The sequence below is a fragment of the Streptococcus mitis genome, assembly GCF_000722705.1.
GTDB lineage: Bacteria > Bacillota > Bacilli > Lactobacillales > Streptococcaceae > Streptococcus > Streptococcus mitis_P.
Genome location: NZ_JPFW01000006.1, coordinates 1 through 16,897 on the forward strand (window position 1 = coordinate 1; position 16,897 = coordinate 16,897).

Annotated in this window: 19 protein-coding genes, 1 tRNA gene and 4 pseudogenes; 13 read left to right on the forward strand and 11 right to left on the reverse strand. The window is 40.9% G+C overall.

The window, feature by feature from the left end:
- A partial coding sequence (locus SK642_RS02235) for an ISL3 family transposase (RefSeq protein WP_033683186.1) occupies positions 1-326 on the forward strand: 326 nt, incomplete at its 5' end.
- A 65-nt stretch (positions 327-391) separates the two neighbouring features.
- On the opposite strand, the gene SK642_RS02240 is transcribed toward SK642_RS02235, so the two are convergent.
- Positions 392-464: transfer RNA gene (locus SK642_RS02240), tRNA-Lys, on the reverse strand.
- 264 nt (positions 465-728) lie between these two features.
- Entirely contained in the window at positions 729-2,000 is a 1,272-nt protein-coding gene (locus SK642_RS02245; RefSeq protein WP_033683187.1) for a replication-associated recombination protein A, read from the reverse strand.
- Between the two features lie 409 nt (positions 2,001-2,409).
- Here SK642_RS02245 and SK642_RS02250 point away from each other — a divergent pair, with 409 nt between their 5' ends.
- Entirely contained in the window at positions 2,410-2,607 is a 198-nt protein-coding gene (locus tag SK642_RS02250; RefSeq protein WP_033683188.1) for a hypothetical protein, read from the forward strand.
- A gap of 366 nt (positions 2,608-2,973) precedes the next feature.
- On the opposite strand, the gene SK642_RS02255 is transcribed toward SK642_RS02250, so the two are convergent.
- The 4 genes and pseudogenes from SK642_RS02255 to SK642_RS02275 all read right to left on the reverse strand — a co-directional run bounded on the left by SK642_RS02255 (position 2,974) and on the right by SK642_RS02275 (position 4,031).
- A complete protein-coding gene (locus tag SK642_RS02255; protein ID WP_033683189.1) occupies positions 2,974-3,171 on the reverse strand; it encodes a hypothetical protein in 198 nt (65 codons plus the stop codon).
- Positions 3,172-3,184: 13 nt separating this feature from the next.
- A complete protein-coding gene (locus SK642_RS02260; protein WP_033683190.1) occupies positions 3,185-3,394 on the reverse strand; it encodes a CPCC family cysteine-rich protein in 210 nt (69 codons plus the stop codon).
- 214 nt (positions 3,395-3,608) lie between these two features.
- Positions 3,609-3,800: pseudogene (locus SK642_RS10855) on the reverse strand (CPCC family cysteine-rich protein); the annotation flags it as partial.
- A 15-nt stretch (positions 3,801-3,815) separates the two neighbouring features.
- Entirely contained in the window at positions 3,816-4,031 is a 216-nt protein-coding gene (locus SK642_RS02275) for a hypothetical protein (RefSeq protein ID WP_033683191.1), read from the reverse strand.
- A gap of 401 nt (positions 4,032-4,432) precedes the next feature.
- On the opposite strand from SK642_RS02275, the gene SK642_RS02280 reads away from it, so the two are divergent.
- From SK642_RS02280 to SK642_RS02330, 10 genes and pseudogenes are all read left to right on the forward strand, one after another.
- A complete protein-coding gene (locus tag SK642_RS02280; protein WP_033683192.1) occupies positions 4,433-4,612 on the forward strand; it encodes a type II toxin-antitoxin system HicA family toxin in 180 nt (59 codons plus the stop codon).
- A 36-nt stretch (positions 4,613-4,648) separates the two neighbouring features.
- Complete coding sequence (locus SK642_RS02285; RefSeq protein ID WP_033683193.1) at positions 4,649-5,101, forward strand: type II toxin-antitoxin system HicB family antitoxin; 453 nt, start codon at positions 4,649-4,651, stop codon at positions 5,099-5,101.
- Positions 5,102-5,393: 292 nt separating this feature from the next.
- A complete protein-coding gene (locus SK642_RS02290) occupies positions 5,394-5,864 on the forward strand; it encodes a DUF3013 family protein (RefSeq protein WP_000257122.1) in 471 nt (156 codons plus the stop codon).
- Positions 5,865-5,882: 18 nt separating this feature from the next.
- Positions 5,883-6,950 (forward strand): annotated as a pseudogene (locus SK642_RS02295) (M50 family metallopeptidase).
- A gap of 1 nt (position 6,951) precedes the next feature.
- Entirely contained in the window at positions 6,952-7,380 is a 429-nt protein-coding gene (locus tag SK642_RS02300; RefSeq protein ID WP_033683194.1) for an NUDIX hydrolase, read from the forward strand.
- Positions 7,381-8,277 carry a GIY-YIG nuclease family protein gene (locus SK642_RS02305; protein ID WP_033683195.1) on the forward strand — a complete coding sequence of 299 codons (897 nt, stop codon included), beginning with the start codon at positions 7,381-7,383 and terminating at the stop codon, positions 8,275-8,277. It begins immediately after the preceding gene.
- A 14-nt stretch (positions 8,278-8,291) separates the two neighbouring features.
- A complete protein-coding gene (gene prmA / locus SK642_RS02310) occupies positions 8,292-9,242 on the forward strand; it encodes a 50S ribosomal protein L11 methyltransferase (protein ID WP_033683196.1) in 951 nt (316 codons plus the stop codon).
- 1 nt (position 9,243) lies between these two features.
- Positions 9,244-9,987 carry a 16S rRNA (uracil(1498)-N(3))-methyltransferase gene (locus SK642_RS02315; RefSeq protein ID WP_033683197.1) on the forward strand — a complete coding sequence of 248 codons (744 nt, stop codon included), beginning with the start codon at positions 9,244-9,246 and terminating at the stop codon, positions 9,985-9,987.
- Positions 9,988-9,997: 10 nt separating this feature from the next.
- Positions 9,998-11,794: an oligoendopeptidase F gene (pepF, locus tag SK642_RS02320; RefSeq protein ID WP_033683198.1), complete on the forward strand. Its 1,797-nt coding sequence runs from the start codon at positions 9,998-10,000 to the stop codon at positions 11,792-11,794.
- Between the two features lie 246 nt (positions 11,795-12,040).
- Complete coding sequence (locus SK642_RS02330) at positions 12,041-12,832, forward strand: DUF2785 domain-containing protein (protein WP_033683201.1); 792 nt, start codon at positions 12,041-12,043, stop codon at positions 12,830-12,832.
- 107 nt (positions 12,833-12,939) lie between these two features.
- Here SK642_RS02330 and SK642_RS02335 read toward each other — a convergent pair.
- Positions 12,940-13,596: pseudogene (locus SK642_RS02335) on the reverse strand ((S)-acetoin forming diacetyl reductase); the annotation flags it as partial.
- Between SK642_RS02335 and SK642_RS02340 the strand changes: the two are divergent.
- Positions 13,538-14,074 (forward strand): annotated as a pseudogene (locus SK642_RS02340) (MIP/aquaporin family protein); the annotation flags it as partial. The pseudogenes SK642_RS02335 and SK642_RS02340 sit on opposite strands and share 59 nt — an antisense overlap.
- A 209-nt stretch (positions 14,075-14,283) precedes the next feature.
- On the opposite strand, the gene queF reads toward SK642_RS02340, so the two are convergent.
- The 4 genes from queF to queC form a co-directional block, all read right to left on the reverse strand.
- Entirely contained in the window at positions 14,284-14,775 is a 492-nt protein-coding gene (queF, locus tag SK642_RS02350) for a preQ(1) synthase (protein ID WP_000082579.1), read from the reverse strand.
- A 124-nt stretch (positions 14,776-14,899) separates the two neighbouring features.
- Positions 14,900-15,616, reverse strand: a complete 717-nt coding sequence (gene queE, locus SK642_RS02355; RefSeq protein WP_033683203.1) for a 7-carboxy-7-deazaguanine synthase QueE — start codon at positions 15,614-15,616, stop codon at positions 14,900-14,902.
- Positions 15,609-16,052, reverse strand: a complete 444-nt coding sequence (gene queD / locus SK642_RS02360; RefSeq protein WP_000464573.1) for a 6-carboxytetrahydropterin synthase QueD — start codon at positions 16,050-16,052, stop codon at positions 15,609-15,611. Before queD ends, queE begins: the two co-directional genes overlap by 8 nt.
- A complete protein-coding gene (gene queC, locus SK642_RS02365) occupies positions 16,052-16,705 on the reverse strand; it encodes a 7-cyano-7-deazaguanine synthase QueC (protein WP_033683204.1) in 654 nt (217 codons plus the stop codon). Before queC ends, queD begins: the two co-directional genes overlap by 1 nt.
- Between the last annotated feature and the right edge of the window lie 192 nt (positions 16,706-16,897).

The window sequence follows — 16,897 nt, forward strand, 5'->3', positions numbered from 1 at the left end:
ACCACTACAATGTCTATCAACTCTTGCTTTTTCACTTTCAGAACAAGGAACACGACAAATTTTTCGGACTCATTGAGAACAATCTTAAGCAGGTTCATCCTCTTTTTCAGACTGTCTTTAAAACCTTCCTCAAGGATAAAGAGAAGATTGTCAACGCTCTTCAATTACACTATTCCAACGCCAAATTAGAAGCGACAAATAATCTCATTAAACTCATCAAACGAAATGCATTTGGATTTCGGAACTTTGAAAACTTCAAAAAACGGATTTTTATCGCTCTGAATATCAAAAAAGAAAGGACAAATTCCGTCCTTTCTCGATCTTAGCTTTTCTTCAACCCACTACAGTTGACAAAGAGCCTGAAACCAAGGCTTTTCCTGTTGTATTTAGATGCCCCCTACAGGGATCGAACCTGTGACCCACGGATTAAGAGTCCGCTGCTCTGCCAGCTGAGCTAAGGAGGCAAATAAAAAAGCTGTATTGGTGCCGAAACTTCACGGTTTGTATTGAACCCGCGCAATTAAGCAGGTGGGCAACTCGCTCTAACTGAAGCTGTTTCCGTGTGAGACGGCCTACATGCTGTTAGAAGACTTTTGTTTCCCTAATAATACAAAAAATAGTCGGTCAACACTTAAGTGTGAAGTCGTACACCACAGCGTTTCTATGTTTATATGATACCACTTTTTCAAAAAAAATCAAGAGGAAAGTGCAATTTTTTGAAAAGGATTTCAGACTTTTCGCAAACGGTCGATGGCTTCCTTTCTTTGAGCCAAAGCCCGTTCATATTTACCAGTGTCTTCTGCTTGGAAATAGTGATGATTGCGAATTTTTTCTGGTAGATAGTCTTGTTTAACCCAATTTCCAGGATAGTTGTGTGGATAGAGATAGCCTTGTGCATTCCCCAGTTCCTTGCTTCCACTGTAGTGGCCATCACGCAGGTGTCGCGGAATAGGCAAGTGCCCTGATGTTTTGAGATCGGCAAGAGCCTTGTCCATAGCCACATAGGCTGAGCTGGATTTTGGAGAAAGGGCCAAATCAATGACGACATTGGCAATGAGAATGCGGGCTTCTGGGAATCCAATCTTTTGGGCGGCATCCATAGCAGTCACGGTGTGAATCTGGGCTTCAGGATTGGCCAAGCCGATATCTTCATAGGCGATAACGGTCAAGCGACGCGCGAGACTTGGCAAATCACCAGCTTCGATCAAGCGGGCTGCGTAGTGGAGACTGGCATCCACATCTGAGCCACGGATGGACTTTTGCAGGGCTGAGAGGACATCGTAGTGTCCATCCCCATCCTTATCCATGGTAATGTAGCTCCGCTGCAGGCTATTTTCCATGATGTCCAGAGTGATGTGGCGGATGCCCTTGTCATTCTCAGGGGTAGATAGAACGGCCAAATCCAGCGAGTTGAAGGCAGAACGCAGGTCTCCATTTGTAGAGGTTGCGATGAAATCAAGAGCATCCTCATCTAGTTCTACTGGAAAATCAAAACCACGCTCAGGGTTACTTAGAGCAATCTGAAGAGCCTCTTTGACGTCTTGGTTAGACAGAGGTTCCAACTCAAAAATTTGAACACGGCTACGAATGGCAGGAGTGACAGAAAAGAAAGGATTTTCAGTCGTAGCCCCAATCATGATGACCAGACCACTTTCCAAGAGTGGCAGAAGAAAGTCTTGCTTGATTTTATCTAGTCTATGAATCTCGTCTAGCAATAGGACGAGACCACCAGAGAATTTAGCCTCTTCCGCAATTTCTTGCAGTCGCTTTTTACTATCCACTGTCGCATTGAAAGTTCGAAAGGCATACTTGGTCGTTCCAGCGATGGCTGAGGCGATACTGGTCTTGCCGATTCCAGGAGGTCCGTAGAGAATCATGGAGGACAGGCGATTGGCTTCCACCATGCGACGGATAATTTTTCCAGGTCCGACCAGATGTTCCTGACCGATGACCTGGTCGATGGTTCTAGGGCGCATGCGAAGCGCGAGATTGTCTGGCATAGCAGTCCTTTCTAACGTGGATTTTTAGTGTCATATTTTTTGAGTGGCATAACTCATCTACTATATCTTACTATGTCCATTCTAGCCTATTAGTTGTGATATTTCAATGTTTTTGTAACATTGGGGGGTGAGATAGAATCTTTTTGACCATTTAATTTGATGAAAAGAGGTATCAGCATGAGAGAATGGATTTTCCTTAAAACTCAAAATATGATAGTTTAGCCCAAAGAAGTAGAATTGCTGACTTATGAAATAAGATTGCTAAATGTTATTGTATGAATTATAATGAAGGAGAGGTGGAATAGTAAAGGAAAGAATAAAACTACCAAGTCAGAAACTTTTCTTGATAAAGTACATAGGGGATAGAAATTTTAGATAATAATATTTGAAAAGGAGAAAATGGAACTAGATGACTACTTTAAATTCAAAATTACTTCAAAATCAGTTATTCATGGAACTTGATGGACTAGTTGGTTTACCAAAAGGAGTTAAGCCAGAACCGATGAAATATAATCTTGGAAAAATCAACAAGTATTTAAGCGCAACAGGAAGAGAATTTAATGAATTGACTGATTTAGAATTAAAACAATTTGAGAGAGTTAAATAAAGATGGGACTAGATAAAAGATTTGTGTAGAAAGCCTTTGCCAGTGGCAAAGATAGAGTGAATAGAGCTATTTTTGTAAAACCTGAAGAACTTATTGAGCTATCTGATGAAGACTTAAGTTATTTTGGGGAAGGTATTTTTTATTGCTTACCTCGTAGCAAATTTGTAGAAAGTCATAAGGAGGAGATTCGATAGAAATACAATCTTTCAAACGAAATGCCAAAGATAAACGGCATCTATTTGGGGACTTTTATAAAAATGAGGGCATGGGATAAAATTAGAAAAACCAAACCAAGCTTAAAAGAAATTATAAACATGGTTGAAAAGTGAAATAGTGGCTATCTATTAGAAGGAGTTTTTACTCCATTTAATCTTGATTGATCATTTCAACTGTTACAATTTCATTCTCGAATAGTTTAATCCATCTATTTCCTGTTTGGATAGATAAACCGTCGTATTCTTCATCATAGACTTCTTTATCTTCAAAAAGACAAATCCCTACAAATGTTTGATCGTCAATATCAGTAATTTTAACAAATTTATTGTTGAAGTTTTCAAGTTTCATAAATTTTTCCTTTTTATATTATTGGAATACCTTTTGCGTAAGCTTCTTTCGCTTCTGCAAGTGTCATCTTATTAGGACCACCATCGATGTTAGTTTCACCTGTATTTTGCCACTGACAAACGTCACAGATATCATATACTGCTGTAACAGTACCACATACTGGACAATGGATATATTCGCTACCGTTAATAATGATTAAATTTTCTTTTCCAGTCTTATTCATTTAAGGTTACTCCCAACATTATACAAATATATTAGCTATTTCTATACACTACTTTTTCAATATCATTGATTGTAATTGTAATAGTATCCCAGTCTTTCGATGAATCTCCTATGTCAGCAATAAAAGTATCTTCGCTTAACTTTTCTACAATTGCTGCAGATTCCCCATTTTTTAAAATGACTGTATCAAATTCTTCAATTTTCATGATTTGTTTCCTTGCGTAAGCTTCTTTCGCTTCTGCAAGTGTCATCTTATTAGGACCGCCATCGATATTAAATGCTCCCGTATTTTGCCAATGACAAACATCGCAAATATCATAAGTTTCTACTAAAGTTCCACATACAGGGCAATGCACATGCTCCCAACCATCAATGAAAATTAAATTCTCTTTTTTAGTTTTATTCATGATAAACAACTCCTGTTATTTTGTAATACCGTCTTGAGTTAACTCTATTAATATGATTTCAGATTCATTAAAACCAATATATGGATATTTTGATGTTCTTATTGTAATTTCATCATAGAGTTCATCTTCCGTATCAAGTTTCCCTGTAAAGCTATTACAATGACCCTCTAAAATTTGACCGTCAACAAAAACAACCCTAATTTCTTTTCCTAAATATTGTTCTAAATTCATTACTGATTTCCTTTACAATATTATACTTCAAATCAAGTGATATTACTAATGAATGAAGTATGGTAAATGATAAAACAATTTATCTGACAATGCAAGTTTCTCGTATGCCGAATGTATTGATTTAGTAGTTTTTGCTAGTCTTTTATAAAAATCGTAATATAATTTTGGGTGATAATCATTTTTTAATGAAGAGAGGAGAAGTAATGTTGATATTGAATCGCGCCATTTCTAGTGGGTCGAGAAAATCAAGAGCTCCGATAGTCCTGCCTATCCTTTTATATAAGGCTAATCTCATAGAACCACATATAGGGGATTTTGTGATATAAGAGAATAATACGTATCCCTTCTTTACAATACGTGTAGTACGTGCTATAATGGTGTTGTCAGGAGGTAAAAGCGCTATGCCTATGACACAAAAAGAGATGGTCAAACTCCTTGCGGCTCATGGTTGGATAAAAACCAAAGGCGGTAAAGGCTCCCATATTAAAATGGAGAAGCAAGGGGAAAGACCTATCACAATCCCTCATGGTGAGCTAAATAAGTACACTGAAAGAGGGATAAGAAAGCAAGCTGGGTTGTAAAATTCAGCCCCTGCTTTTTGATATGGAGGTAGTGAAATGTTAGTGACATATCCAGCTTTATTCTATTATGATGATACAGATGGAGTAGAGGCGACTTATTTTGTCCATTTTCCAGATTTTGAATTTTCAGCAACACAAGGCGAGGGAATTTCTGAGGCTTTAGCTATGGGTTCGGAGTGGTTAGGGATAACTGTCGCAGATTTGATAGAGAGCGATGGAGATTTACCTCAGCCATCAGATATCAATAGATTGTCTTTAATTGAAAATGATCCTTTTAAAGATGATGAAGATTTTGTGTCAACCTATGATCTTGATAAATCTTTTATTTCTATGGTGTCTGTTGATGTATCAGAATATCTAGGAAATCAGGAACCAATTAAAAAGACCTTGACAATACCAAGGTGGGCAGATAAGTTGGGACGAGAAATGGGACTTAACTTTTCTCAGACTTTGACAGACGCTATTGCAGATAAGAAGATACAAGCTTAAGATTAAGTATGGTATCGTGGTACTAGTTAATAAAAAAAGCACGTCTAATTGTGCTAGTTACTTGTCTATTGATTACATAGTTTACCCAGCCCTTTCGAGGGCTTTTTGTGTTGAGTTTTTGGAAAAAAATAAGGAAATCGGACTTTTAAGAAAATCACTAATACCAAGGGTTTAAATGAGCTAATATGGTATAATAGGACATGAAATAATTTTGTGGTAAGATGGTAGTATCTATTTTAGCACATTTCCGAGCAATCGGGGCGATTAAAGAGTCGCATAGAAAGAGGACAAAATGGCAACATACGGATTTTTAGATGTTTTAGAGGAAGAGTTGGAGAAGAATTTTCCCTTTGACTTTGAGATTAGTTGGGATAAGCGCAACCATGCGGTAGAAGTGAGTTTTCTATTGGAAGCGCAAAACGCTGCAGGTGTGGAGATGGTGGATGAAGACGGGGAGGTTTCATCAGATGATATCCTCTTTGAAGAAGCAGTGCTTTTTTACAATCCTGCCAAGTCAACCGTCAATGAGGAAGATTATTTGACGGTCATCCCTTACTTGCCTAAAAAAGGATTTTCTCGTGAGTTTTTAGCTTATTTTGCGCTATTCCTTAAAGATACTGCCGAGGTTGGACTAGATGCCCTTATGGACTTTTTGGAAGACCCAGAAGCAGAAGAATTTGTCATGGAATGGAACCAAGAAGTCTTTGAAGAAGGAAAAGTTGGCTTGGAAGAGGGAGAGTTTTATCCTTATCCGAGATACTAGGGATTATTGGGAGAGTTTATGAAAAAAATTGTGACGTATTTGATTCAGACAGTGTCTGTTCTTGTGATGATGCTAGCTTTTGCTTGTGGAACCATCGCATTTGCAGAGTTGGGCTATTCCGCAGTTTTAGTTTTTACTTTTGGTTATGCCTTCGCTCTTCTAAGCATGTACTTAATCTTTATTCTTCATGAGCTGGGACATGCTTTTTGTGGCTACTTGACAGGCTATCGTCTGGTGGCTTTTGGATTAGGGAACTTTCTTTTAACCAAAAAGTCAGGAAGGCTTCATCTTAGTCGAACAGCAGTTATAAAAAATGTTGGTGCTCAGTATATTGGTTTAAAAGAGAATGAAAGTGATCAAAGAACCATCTTGATGCTTTCAGGAGGCTTGATGGTTCATCTCAGCTTGATATTATTGGCAACACTTTTTGGTTTTTTGACAACAAACTGGTATTTTGCAGGCACTTGGATTTGTCTAAATTTATCTCTTCTTCTATTCAATGCTCTGCCAGTTGGGATTACCGATGGAGCAAAAATTTGGGAATTACTACAACACCCTGAAAATACCAAATACGCCTACCTGATGTTGAGGCATTCTGCCCAGACCTTGCTAGCTCCTCAAGAATATGATTTAAAAGACTTTATCATGTCTGTTGATGAGGATGTGAGAGGAAGTTTTGCAGAAAGTGTTCGGACTCTTTAGGGATTGGTATTCATATTGGATGATAATATAGAGCTTGCAAAGCAGCAGTTTCAGTCTGTGTTAGAGAAAACAGATAATCCAATGTCTAAAACTAGTTCTCAAATATACCTTCTTCAAGTTGCTCTGATGGAAGGAGATAATAAGAAAGCGGAAGAATATGCAAGTATTCGAGGAGTCAAATCTTTTTTATCTATAAAAACAGCAGATATGCAGGTCATTCAAGCTTGGTATCAATTTAAGGTAAAGAAAGATGTAGTTCAAACCCACAAGGCTATGAAGATTGCTAGACAGAAAATGAATAGCAGCCGTATGTTACGAGATGAGAAAAGTTATTATCAAAACTGGTTAGCCGAGCTGGAAAAAGAATTAACCGAAGGAGTTTGATATGGAAATAGAAATTTCTGATTTCCAAGGTTGCAAGATTGCCTTGTTTTGTGGGGATAAGCTCTTGACTATCTTACGCGATGATAAGGCAAGTATTCCCTGGCCCAATATGTGGGAACTGCCAGGTGGTGGACGTGAAGGCGATGAAAGTCCTTTTGAGTGCGCTCGGCGTGAAGTTTATGAAGAACTGGGGATATATTTGACTGAAGATTGCCTTCTTTGGAGCAAGATTTATCCTAGCGTAATCTTTGAAGGCAAGCAATCGGTCTTTATGGTTGGTCAGCTAAGACAAGAACAATTTGACAATATTACCTTTGGGGATGAAGGACAGGCCTATAAACTGATGCCTATTGAGGAGTTTTTGAAGTCTAAACAGGCAGTGCCTCAGTTGCAAGGAAGATTGAGGGATTATTTGGAGGAAGTTCGATAAATGGCAAAGCGTAGCAAAAATATCAATATGTTTCTCATGGATGGTGAAGTAACTGGAAAAATCAAATGTACTTTGTCAAATTGGACGGGGGTGATTTATAAAATACCTCGTATTCAGTTGGGAGATTTGAAGTCTCGTGATGAAATGAAACAAAGTGGTATTTATTTCTTATTTGGTCGAGATGAAGATAAACAGAAAGATGTGACCTATATTGGTCAGGCGACAACTCGGAAAAATGGTGAAGGGGTATTGTTGCGAATTCAAGAGCATACCCGCGATACTCACGCAGATTATTTTAATGACGTCATCATTCTAACAACTCAAAATAATTCTTTTGGTCCAACAGAAATTAGCTATTTGGAAAATAAATTTACTCAACTTGCTAAAGAAGCTGGTCGCTACATTGTGAAAAATGGGAATGATCCAAATCCTGGTAATGTAACTGAGGAAAAGGAATCTGAACTGGATGAAATTATTGAAAATACTCTTATGATTATTGGAACTTTAGGTTATCGTGTTTTTGTTCCGATGACAAAGAAAGTTAGTCAAGATTTTATTGATAATCATTCCGCTTATCTTTATTTAAAGCGTAAAACTAAGAAATCTAACAAAGTAATAGAAGCAACTTGTGAACGGACAACTGAAGGTTTTGTTGTTTTAGAAGGAAGTCAAGTAGAAATAAAGGATTCTCCATACCTTCCAGCAAGTTTAAAAGAAATGCGTCAGAATTTAATAGCTTCTCGGGTCATTCAAGATGGAGTGTTAAAGGAAAAACAACTCTTTTCTAGCCCTTCTTATGCAGCAGCTTTTTTGCTGGGTATGCAAACGAACGGTCGAACTGATTGGAAAGATCAGGATGGAAGAACTTTAAAAGAATTAGAAGAATTAATAGATTGATAAGGAAAAAATTTATGGAAACATGGCAAGAGTTAAAAGTTACAGTCAAGCGTGAGGGAGAGGAGTTGGTTTCCAATCTCTTGATTGAGCTAGGAGCGCAAGGTGTTGCGATCGAAGATAGTATGGACTATGTGGGAAATGTGGACCGTTTCGGCGAGATTTTCCCAGAGGTCGAGCAACAAGATGAAATCGTTGTGACGGCCTACTACCCTGATACGGTTGATGTGGCAGTGGTTGAAGCAGATTTGCAGGCTCGCCTAGCAGAATTAACAGATTTTATGGATTTGGGTGAGGTCAAGATGGGGACGACTGCCTTGGCTGAGGAAGACTGGGCAGACAACTGGAAGAAATACTACGAACCAGCTCGTATCACTCATGATTTGACTATCGTGCCGTCTTGGACAGACTATGAGGCGACTGCTGGGGAAAAGATTATCAAGCTGGATCCTGGCATGGCTTTTGGTACTGGGACGCATCCAACTACTAAGATGAGCCTTTTTGCCTTGGAGCAGGTTCTTCGTGGTGGTGAAACAGTGCTAGATGTGGGGACTGGATCAGGCGTCCTCTCCATTGCTAGCTCGTTGCTTGGTGCTAAGGAAATTTTCGCCTATGACCTAGATGATGTGGCGGTTCGTGTGGCTCAGGAAAATATTGAGCTAAACCCTGGTATGGAAAAAATCCATGTAGCAGCGGGAGACTTGCTTAAGGGTGTTGAGATTGAGGCAGATGTGATTGTGGCTAATATCTTGGCGGATATCCTCATTCATCTGACAGATGATGCTTATCGTTTGGTCAAGGATGAAGGCTACCTCATCATGAGTGGCATTATCAAGGACAAGTGGGACATGGTGCGCGAGTCGGCTGAGTCAGCTGGATTTTTCCTTGAAACCCACATGATTCAAGGGGAGTGGAATGCCTGTGTCTTTAAGAAGACCAAGGATATTTCAGGTGTGATTGGAGGCTAGCATGCAACAGTATTTTGTCAAAGGCAGTGCTATCTCTCCTGTCACCATCGAGGACAAGGAGACCAGCAAGCATATGTTTCAGGTTATGCGCCTGAAAGAAGATGATGAAGTGACCTTGGTCTTTGATGATGGCATAAAACGTTTGGCGCGCGTGCTGGATGTGGAAGCTCGTCAGTTTGAGTTGGTCCAAGAATTGGCTGACAATGTGGAACTGCCCGTCCAAGTGACCATTGCATCCGGCTTTCCCAAGGGGGACAAGCTGGAGTTTATCATTCAAAAAGTAACCGAACTGGGTGCCAGCCAGATTTGGGCCTTCCCTGCCGATTGGTCGGTTGCCAAGTGGGATGGCAAGAAATTGGGTAAAAAGGTTGAAAAACTAGAAAAAATTGCCCTTGGAGCGGCAGAACAAAGCAAGCGTAATGTTGTTCCAAGTATCAAGCTTTTCGAGAAAAAAGCAGATTTTCTAGCTCAGTTTGACCAGTTTGACTCTATCATAGTGGCCTATGAAGAATCAGCAAAAGAGGGAGAAGCCGCTGCGCTCTTACAAGCAGTCGCTGGTCTTGAAAAAGGAGCCAAACTGCTCTTTATCTTTGGTCCAGAAGGCGGTCTCTCACCTGTAGAAATCGAAAGTTTTGAAGCTAAGGGAGCCGTTTTGGCAGGCCTAGGTCCTCGTATTTTGCGAGCAGAAACAGCACCGCTTTACGCCTTATCAGCCCTTAGTGTTTTATTAGAATTAGAGAAATAAGAGGAAGAAAATGGAACAAAAACACCGTTCAGAATTTCCAGAGAAGGAACTTTGGGATTTAACCGCCCTATACCAAGATCGTGAAGATTTCTTGCGTGCAATCGAGAAGGCTCGCGAAGACATCAACCAGTTTAGCCGTGACTACAAGGGCAATCTTCATACTTTTGAGGATTTTGAAAAGGCCTTTGCAGAATTGGAACAAATCTACATTCAGATGAGCCATATTGGAAACTATGGATTTATGCCTCAGACGACAGACTATAGCAATGACGAATTTGCCAATATTGCCCAAGCTGGGATGGAATTTGAAACAGACGCCAGCGTAGCTCTGACCTTCTTTGACGATGCCTTGGTGGAAGCTGATGAGGAAGTCTTAGACCGTTTGGGTAAATTGCCACGTTTAACAGCTGCCATTCGTCAGGCCAAAATCAAAAAAGCACACTACCTAGGGGCTGATGTGGAGAAGGCCCTGACCAATCTCGGTGAAGTTTTCTACAGTCCGCAGGATATTTATACTAAAATGCGAGCTGGGGATTTTGAAATGGCTGACTTTGAAGTTCATGGCAAGACTTATAAAAACAGCTTTGTGACCTATGAGAATTTCTACCAAAACCATGAGGAAGCTGAGGTTCGTGAAAAATCTTTCCGTTCCTTCTCAGAAGGCCTTCGTAAGCACCAAAATACAGCAGCCGCAGCTTATTTAGCCCAAGTCAAGTCTGAAAAACTCTTGGCAGATATGAAGGGCTACGACTCAGTCTTTGATTATCTTCTGGCTGAGCAAGAAGTGGACCGTGCTATGTTTGATCGTCAGATTGACCTCATCATGAGAGACTTTGCGCCCGTTGCCCAGAGATACCTCAAGCATGTTGCCAAGGTAAATGGTCTTGAAAAGATGACCTTTGCAGACTGGAAATTGGATTTGGATAGTGTCCTCAATCCTCAAGTGACCATTGACGACGCCTATGATTTGGTCATGAAGTCAGTAGAACCTTTGGGGCAAGAATATTGTCAGGAAGTTGCTCGCTATCAAGAAGAGCGCTGGGTGGACTTTGCTGCCAATAGTGGCAAGGATTCTGGTGGCTATGCAGCGGACCCATATCGCGTGCACCCTTATGTCCTCATGAGCTGGACAGGTCGTTTGAGTGATGTCTATACCTTGATTCATGAAATCGGGCATTCTGGTCAATTCATCTTTTCAGATAATCATCAAAGCTACTTTAATGCACACATGTCGACTTACTATGTCGAAGCACCGTCAACTTTCAATGAATTGCTTCTCAGTGATTACTTGGAGCACCAATCTGACGACCCTCGTCAAAAACGCTTCGCTCTGGCTCACCGCTTGACAGACACCTACTTCCATAACTTTATCACTCACCTTTTGGAAGCAGCCTTCCAGCGTAAAGTGTATACATTGATTGAAGAAGGAGAAACTTTCGGAGCAAGCAAACTCAACAGCATTATGAAGGAAGTTTTGACCGATTTCTGGGGAGATGCCATTGAAATCGATGATGATGCAGCTTTGACTTGGATGCGCCAAGCTCACTACTACATGGGCTTGTATAGTTACACTTACTCAGCAGGACTAGTCATCTCAACTGCGGGTTACCTTCATCTGAAACATTCAGAAACTGGAGCTGAAGATTGGCTCAATCTCCTCAAATCAGGTGGTAGCAAGACACCGCTTGAGTCAGCTATGATTATCGGAGCAGATATCTCTACAGATAAACCACTCCGTGATACTATTCAGTTCTTATCAGACACAGTTGATCAGATCATCGCTTACAGTGCCCAGTTGGGAGAGTAGGGGACTAGATAGGTTGTTCTAGAATGATGTTTATGAGCTTGTTAAGCGTCATTCTATTTGTTTTAGCTGTAGCTATTTTCAAACACGCCGTTGAAGGTCGTTATGCTAAATTTGAACTTGTTGTAGAGTTGATATTGATAGTTATTTACTTCATTTTCTATCAGATTGTATTTAATTGAGAATTCAACATTAAGTCATTTAAGGCTGGTTTTTTGATAAGTTAGTAGAAATTTAGAGGTATTGAGCATGTATCAAGAGTTACTTAGAAAAATAGCAGAAGAAAAACCAAGTTATAACCAGGAAGAAATCCAGTGGCTACTTGATCATTTGGGAGATCCTTCTCCAGAAATTCGTGATGAGCTTGTTTTTACAAGCTTTGCTAGAGGGATTCAGGAAGAGCTATTTACACAGGAACAATTTTATTTCATTGCTGAGGGGATTTCATCTGATGAAGGACTAGACAAAGAGATTGATAAGGTAGGCTTGTCAACACTTGAACGTTCTTTTAGGGCGATTATTTATGCAAATCTCTTGTCTGCAGATGCCAACCAGCAATCGATTTTTTATCAGGGATTACAATCAGAAATTCGTAATGTCCTTTTAAATCAAGGTTTGCACTATCTTTCAAAAGAAAAAGACACGACAGGTTTTTCAAGCCAGTATGGTTGGGTTCACGCTTTTGCACATGGAGCCGATTTACTGACAGAGGTGGTTTGTCATCCAGACTTTCCTAAAAACAGAATTCATGAAGTATTTGAGATACTTGGCCAACTATTTAAAAGAATTTCGATTCGCTTTACAGATGATGAGGATTGGCGTTTAGCAAGAGTGATCTATGAACCTATTTTACAAGGGAAGTTGGAGCAAGAGCAAGTAGCTTCTTGGATAAAAGCTGTTAACTTTCCGATAGAAGAAAGGGAGGATTTTTACAAATTTTCTAACTTCAGATCCTGTCTGTTGGAAGTCTATGTACAACTTGACCAGAGAAACAGTTTACAAGATGATTTGAAAGAAGCTATCCAGTCTTTTCAATACTAAGGATTAACTAGTATTACTTATTGAAAGGGTTTCTATTGTATCCTCCTAACTAATAATGAAAACTAATAAAAGAGGTTGAATCATTTTCCAACCTCTTTTCCTGTATCTTAATGGAATTGCATACCACCATCAACGATAATGGTTTGTCCTGTAATGTAGTTTGAGTCTGGTCCTGCAAGGAAACTGACGGCTGCAGCTACATCTTCTGGTTCAGATAGGCGTTTTAGGGTAATATCTTTTGCAAATGTCTGCATACCCCACTCGTCATCTTTTCCTGCATTTTTACCAACTTCATGAGCAATATCGTACATCATTGGCGTTTTAACAATACCTGGTGCGTAGGCGTTAACAGTGATACCTGAGTCTGCTAAATCACGGGCTAATGTTTGCGTAATTCCGCGAACAGCAAATTTTGTTCCACCATAAACAGTTAGATTTGGATTGCCGACTACACCAGCTTGAGAAGTTGCGTTGATAATTTTACCTCCGTGGCCAAGTGCTTTAAATTGCGCTTGTGCAGCTTGTGAACCCCAAATGACACCACCAACGTTGATACCGAAAGTACGTGTAAATTGTTCCTCAGTAATTGTATCAAGAGGAGTAGTTGGAGCAACTCCAGCGTTATTTACGACAACATTCAAATCACCAAAATGGTCAACAACCTGTTGAAATGCTTGGGCAACTTCTGCCTGTTTCGAAACATCAGCTACGACAGCAAAGGCATTTTCAGCTGATAATTCGGCAACAGCCTTTTCAGCTGTTTCGATTGCTATGTTTGTAAACAAACGCTTGTCATCTTCAGAACTTGTAAACTACATCCTTGGGCAAGTAGTTGGAGCTTTCCTTGCATCGGCTGCGGTATTCTTCCTCTTGGCGAATTCAGGTATGTCAACTGCTAGTCTTGGGGAAAATGCTTTGGCAAACGGTGTCACTGTCTTTGGTGGTTTCTTGTTTGAAGTCATCGCAACTTTCTTGTTTGTCTTGGTTATCATGACTGTAACATCAGCAAGCAAGGGCAATGGCGCAATCGCTGGCTTGGTAATCGGTTTGTCTTTGATGGCCATGATCCTTGTTGGATTGAACATTACTGGACTTTCAGTAAACCCAGCTCGTAGCTTAGCACCAGCTGTCTTGGTAGGTGGCGCAGCCCTTCAACAAGTATGGATTTTCATCCTTGCCCCAATCATTGGTGGTATTCTTGCAGCCCTGGTTGCGAAAAACTTTCTTGGAACAGAAGAATAATTGAAACTCAAAAAGCCTTGCTCCTCGTTTTGAGGAGCAGGGCTTTTTCGTATCTGTTTATACTCAATGAAAATCAAAGAGCAAACTAGGAAACTAGCCGCAGGTTGCTCAAAACACTGTTTTGAGGTTGTGGATAGAACTGATGAAGTCAGTAACCATACCTATGGCAAGGCGACGTTGACGCGGTTTGAAGAGATTTTCGAAGAGTATTAGCGGTTGTCAATTTTCTCTGGGTAGAGGTCGTGTTGGAAGAGGCGTTGTTCTGCCAATCCTTCATACTTAGTTCCAGGCTTACCGTAGTTGTAGTAGGGGTCGATTGAGATTCCACCGCGCGGAGTGAATTTTCCCCAAACCTCTAAATAGCGAGGGTCTAGCAAGTTGACCAAGTCTTTACCGATGGTGTTGATACAGTTTTCGTGGAAATCTCCATGATTTCGGTAGCTAAAGAGGTAGAGTTTGAGGGATTTTGATTCAACACAGAGTTTGTCAGGAATGTAGGAAATATAAATGGTCGCAAAGTCTGGCTGAGCGGTAATAGGGCACAGTGAGGTAAATTCAGGACAGTTGAATTTGATGAAATAGTCATTTTCCACATGACGATTGTCAAAAGATTCGAGGACTTCTGGTTGATAGTCGAAAATGTAGTTGGTTTCTTTGTTGCCGAGGAGGCTTAGGTTTTTCATTTCTTCTTGTTGTGACATAATTTTTTCTTTCTAATTTTATACTTAATGAAAATCAAAGAGCAAACTAGGAAGCTAGCCGCAGGCTGTACTTGAGTACGGTAAGGCGAAGCTGACGTGGTTTGAATTTGATTTTCGAAGAGTATTAAACACCACGTTGGTTGTCGTAGAGGAGAGTATGGAGTTGAGGAAGGACGCGGACATTGCCCCAGCTATCGTCAGCAGCGATGCGTTCCCAGAGTTCTTTGAGGCGATCCAGTTGGTCTTGGACAATATTGCCTGTAGCCTTGGGCTCAGGATTTCCTGCCGATAAGAAGAGAACATCTGGTTGGTAGCGTTCTTGAATTCCTTTGGCAAAGGTCAAATCTGCATCATCAAAGACAGGGATTTTAAAGGTAACCTTATCTGGATCTAATTGGGAAACGATAAAGTCCAAGGTCTCGAAGTTGACTTCCATCTTGGATGAGGGAGGTTTGGGACTCAGAGTGACTTGGTCGATATCTTTTAACCAATTTTGCCAGCGGGAGCCTTGGGTCTCAACAGCTAGAGTGACACCGCGTTCCTTGAGCTTGGTGACGAGTTCAGCCATGTTGGCTGCTAGGATAGCAGGATTTCCCCCAGATAGGGTGACGTAGTCGTAGCTTCCTAGTTTATCCAAGGTAGCAATGACCTCGTCAGCTGTCATACGAGTTGGTTTTTCAGAACCATCCCAAGTAAAGGCAGAGTCGCACCAGTCGCAGTGGTAGTCACAACCAGCAGTGCGGACAAACATGGTTTTCTGCCCGATTGCACGGCCTTCACCTTGAAAGGTTGGGCCAAAAATTTCCAGAACTGGTAGTTTGAGGACACGCTCCCTAGTCATCTAACCACTCCCGTCTAAACTCCGCAAAAGCAGTCGGAGTTTCATAGAGGCGAACGTATTCCAAACGGAGACCGCGTTCGTCGGGCAACTCTTGATTCATGGTTTGGAAAATCCAGTAAACCATATTTTCAGCAGTCGTGTTCATATAGGGAAGAGTTTCGTTTAGATAGCGATGATCCAAATGGGGCTCTAAGTAGTTCTTGTAGATTGCTTTGATGTCTCCAAAATCGTAGGTCATGCCACGCTCATCTAAAAATCCACTGACAGCAATCTGCAGATGATAAGTGTGGCCGTGCAGGGACTTGCATTTTCCCTCATAGTGAAAGAGGTGGTGGGCAGCGTCGAAGGTAAATTCTTTTGATACCAAGGTTCTGTGAGGATTGTAGACAAGAGACTCCCCAGTTTCCTGTTTGATTTCTTTGGGTGCAAAAAACATTAGGCCTCTCCTTTCTGTGAGAGATAGACATCTAGTCCATGTTGACGTAGGTGGCAGGCTGGGCAATCCCCACAGCCACTGCCGATAATCCCATTGTAGCAGGTTAAGGTCTTTTCACGAACATAGTCAAAGGCACCGAGTTGATCAGCTAGCTCCCAGGTTTCAGCCTTGTCTAGCCACATGAGAGGCGTTTGGATAACAAAGTCGTAATCCATGGCAAGGTTGAGCGTCACATTGAGAGATTTGACAAAGACATCTCGACAATCAGGGTAGCCTGAGAAGTCTGTCTCGCAGACACCTGTCACGATATCTTTAATGCCTCGTTGCTTAGCAAGGACTGCCGCAAAGGATAGAAAGAGGTGGTTGCGACCGTCAACGAAGGTATTGGGAACTTCTCCCTCTTTTTGCTCAATCTCTATATCAGAGGTTAAGGCATTTTCAGTGATTTGTCCCAGCAGAGACATATCGAGGATATGGTGGCGAATCCCCTGTTCCTTAGCTATTTCTTGGGCAACTTGAATTTCGAGATGATGGCGTTGGCCGTAGGCAAAGGTGACAGCTTCGACTGTTTCATAGTGTTCTTTAGCCCAAAAGAGGCAGGTTGTGGAATCTTGACCGCCACTAAAGACGACCAAGGCTGATTGACGTTTCATAGTACTCCTTCCAAAATGGGAAATGTTCAGAGCACGCAAAAAGCTCCCATGAGGGAGCTAAAAAATACCAAGTAGAGGTTTTTTTTAGCGATGGCATGTCCCAAACATCGTAATATTCTACCTACAGTCTAGCATATTTTTTGAAAAATGGCAAAGGACAAGAAAAAAGAGACCAAAGCAAGTACTTGGTCT

Bases quoted from the DNA above. Each gene is read 5' to 3' on its own strand.
- queE (WP_033683203.1), bottom strand. From the start codon at position 15,616: ATGACTAGGGAGCGTGTCCTCAAACTACCAGTTCTGGAAATTTTTGGC.
- SK642_RS02285 (WP_033683193.1), top strand. From the start codon at position 4,649: ATGTTAGTGACATATCCAGCTTTATTCTATTATGATGATACAGATGGA.
- queF (WP_000082579.1), bottom strand. From the start codon at position 14,775: ATGTCACAACAAGAAGAAATGAAAAACCTAAGCCTCCTCGGCAACAAA.
- SK642_RS02315 (WP_033683197.1), top strand. From the start codon at position 9,244: ATGCAACAGTATTTTGTCAAAGGCAGTGCTATCTCTCCTGTCACCATC.
- SK642_RS02330 (WP_033683201.1), top strand. From the start codon at position 12,041: ATGTATCAAGAGTTACTTAGAAAAATAGCAGAAGAAAAACCAAGTTAT.
- SK642_RS02260 (WP_033683190.1), bottom strand. From the start codon at position 3,394: ATGAATAAGACTGGAAAAGAAAATTTAATCATTATTAACGGTAGCGAA.
- SK642_RS02300 (WP_033683194.1), top strand. From the start codon at position 6,952: ATGGAAATAGAAATTTCTGATTTCCAAGGTTGCAAGATTGCCTTGTTT.
- pepF (WP_033683198.1), top strand. From the start codon at position 9,998: ATGGAACAAAAACACCGTTCAGAATTTCCAGAGAAGGAACTTTGGGAT.
- SK642_RS02250 (WP_033683188.1), top strand. From the start codon at position 2,410: ATGACTACTTTAAATTCAAAATTACTTCAAAATCAGTTATTCATGGAA.
- prmA (WP_033683196.1), top strand. From the start codon at position 8,292: ATGGAAACATGGCAAGAGTTAAAAGTTACAGTCAAGCGTGAGGGAGAG.
- SK642_RS02255 (WP_033683189.1), bottom strand. From the start codon at position 3,171: ATGAAACTTGAAAACTTCAACAATAAATTTGTTAAAATTACTGATATT.
- SK642_RS02290 (WP_000257122.1), top strand. From the start codon at position 5,394: ATGGCAACATACGGATTTTTAGATGTTTTAGAGGAAGAGTTGGAGAAG.
- SK642_RS02280 (WP_033683192.1), top strand. From the start codon at position 4,433: ATGCCTATGACACAAAAAGAGATGGTCAAACTCCTTGCGGCTCATGGT.
- queD (WP_000464573.1), bottom strand. From the start codon at position 16,052: ATGTTTTTTGCACCCAAAGAAATCAAACAGGAAACTGGGGAGTCTCTT.
- SK642_RS02245 (WP_033683187.1), bottom strand. From the start codon at position 2,000: ATGCCAGACAATCTCGCGCTTCGCATGCGCCCTAGAACCATCGACCAG.
- SK642_RS02275 (WP_033683191.1), bottom strand. From the start codon at position 4,031: ATGAATTTAGAACAATATTTAGGAAAAGAAATTAGGGTTGTTTTTGTT.
- SK642_RS02305 (WP_033683195.1), top strand. From the start codon at position 7,381: ATGGCAAAGCGTAGCAAAAATATCAATATGTTTCTCATGGATGGTGAA.
- queC (WP_033683204.1), bottom strand. From the start codon at position 16,705: ATGAAACGTCAATCAGCCTTGGTCGTCTTTAGTGGCGGTCAAGATTCC.